We start from the raw sequence: 1512 nt of genomic DNA, 5'->3' as shown, positions 1-1512 counted from the left end.
TAGAGCTATTAATATAAAAAATAGCTAACCTATGTAGGATTTAATAATTATAAAAAAGATAATTTTAACAATAATTATGTGACTACTTGATAGTAACGATGACAATCTTGAGGAAATAGCTTCAGAATGAAATCTCTATCTTGATTCCAATTAGAAACTTGCGCTTGATGATTAAATGTAACAAGATGAATTGCTTGAAAACATTGAAATATCCACTTTAATGTCGGATTATCTATTGATTTTCCTAATTGATTTTTTATAGTTAATTGTGCCTCATATAAGGCTGTTCTTATCAATCGTTGTGCCAAGGTGTAGACTAATAAACATAAACCCATTATCATACCTAACGCTTCGATTCTTTCCGGACTTTTCAAATAAATACTATCTGCAAAAAATAATGGGTCTTTGAGAAAAGCAAATCCTCTCTCACGTGAAACTTTGCCACGGGGATACTCCCCGGTGGCAAGATTTCACATGATTGTTGTCTTTTATATTCGTAAATCATAGTGCCGTTACCAAGTTGACTTTCTTCTAAAACATTTGTTGCAAGTATAAATCTGCCTGCACTCAATCTATCTTTGTTGATTTTACTTTCATCCTGAATTATTATTGCTGATATCAGATAGTAGGTTTTTTGATTTTCTGATTCTTGCTTTTCTAATTTTTGTTTTTCTGGGGTTATTGCATTTACTTCTATCTTCTCTAGTTGATGATATTTAAATTGTTTAGATAGTTTCGATAATTCTTTTATTGCATCAGCTTCACATGCAAATTTTTCTGACGATATTTTTTTCAATGCACTTTTGTTTTTTCCCAAATCTTTGATTATTTTTTGTGATAGTTTTCTTAAGTCAGATTCTTTTCTTTCTTGACTTTGCACAACTAACCATCTCTGCTCTATCCCTCCGTAATTACTCCTTTTAGCGACAAATGAATATCCTAATAATTCGCTGTCAATAAATTCTGATTCTGGGGTTTCCGAAACTAATAATTGTGCCTCTTTTATAGTCAAAGGGACTCTCGATAACCACTTAATTTCTGACATTAACTTAATATTCGGTTCTGTATATAATGCACAGTCGGCAACGATTAAACTGTCAACTTTCATTTGTTTTTTATACTCAACTGCAATCTTCCCGAAGGATTGAGAATCTGTTTGATTTCCAGATGCTGATTTAAAAAATATTGGTATATCTCCCTTCGGGTTCGCAGTCGCCTACGGAGGCAAACCCTCCTGCAACGCTGACTCACCATCTCCAGTACATATTAATTCCATCAAAAACTGTTTTAAGTCGGGTCTATGGTCGCGAGAATAACCATGTGTGATGCTTATAGATTGTTTGGATTTGAACTGTAATTCTTCTTTTTCGTTTTCAAATATAACTTCTGGTAAGCATGATTTATATTCCCCCTTCGGGTTCGCCACTTCGACGGGACGGAAACCGACACCGCCGAGTGGACTCACCATGCATATGGAGAGATGATGAATCTAAGTGTGATATTAATGTAGAT

Annotated in this window: 1 pseudogene; it reads right to left on the bottom strand. The window is 33.9% G+C overall.

The features are described from left to right. Positions 1–74 precede the first annotated feature (74 nt). Positions 75–1512, bottom strand: a pseudogene (locus tag CK510_RS34615) (IS1634 family transposase); the annotation flags it as partial.

Source organism: Brunnivagina elsteri CCALA 953, assembly GCF_002289455.1.
GTDB classification, from domain to species: Bacteria; Cyanobacteriota; Cyanobacteriia; order Cyanobacteriales; family Nostocaceae; genus Brunnivagina; species Brunnivagina elsteri.
Note: the sequence above shows the minus strand (reverse complement) of the source record. Positions and strands in the feature narration are given on the sequence as shown.